The organism is Adlercreutzia sp. DFI.6.23, from assembly GCF_024462535.1.
GTDB lineage: Bacteria > Actinomycetota > Coriobacteriia > Coriobacteriales > Eggerthellaceae > Adlercreutzia > Adlercreutzia rubneri.
Map to the genome: position 1 here is coordinate 1 of NZ_JANGBP010000367.1, position 315 is coordinate 315.

Consider the following 315-nt stretch of genomic DNA (forward strand, 5'->3'; position numbering starts at 1 on the left):
GGGAGTACTGTCGGCTTTCCGCCCATGGGTTCGCCATGCTGGCCGAGGTGGTGAGAAGCGATGAGTACGCCGCGCCGACCGCTCTGCTCACGTTGATCGTTGGCGAGCTCGACCGCACGGGGTTCGTCCGCAAGTACAACGAGCTGTGGTCGAAGCGCACCGGCCTGCCCATCCGCTGGGTAGAAGGCGCCGCCCATACCTCCAACGCCGATAATCCAGCTGCCGTGAACGCCATCATCGAAGAGGCGCTCGGCGGCAACTGAGATTGCTCCCAGCGGATTGCGGCGGCTTCAGGCACTCGCGGCCGCCTCGCAG

At 65.7% G+C, this 315-nt stretch carries 1 pseudogene; it reads left to right on the forward strand.

The features are described 5' to 3' along the window. Positions 1–263, forward strand: a pseudogene (locus tag NE591_RS13750) (alpha/beta hydrolase); the annotation flags it as partial. Positions 264–315: the final 52 nt, after the last annotated feature.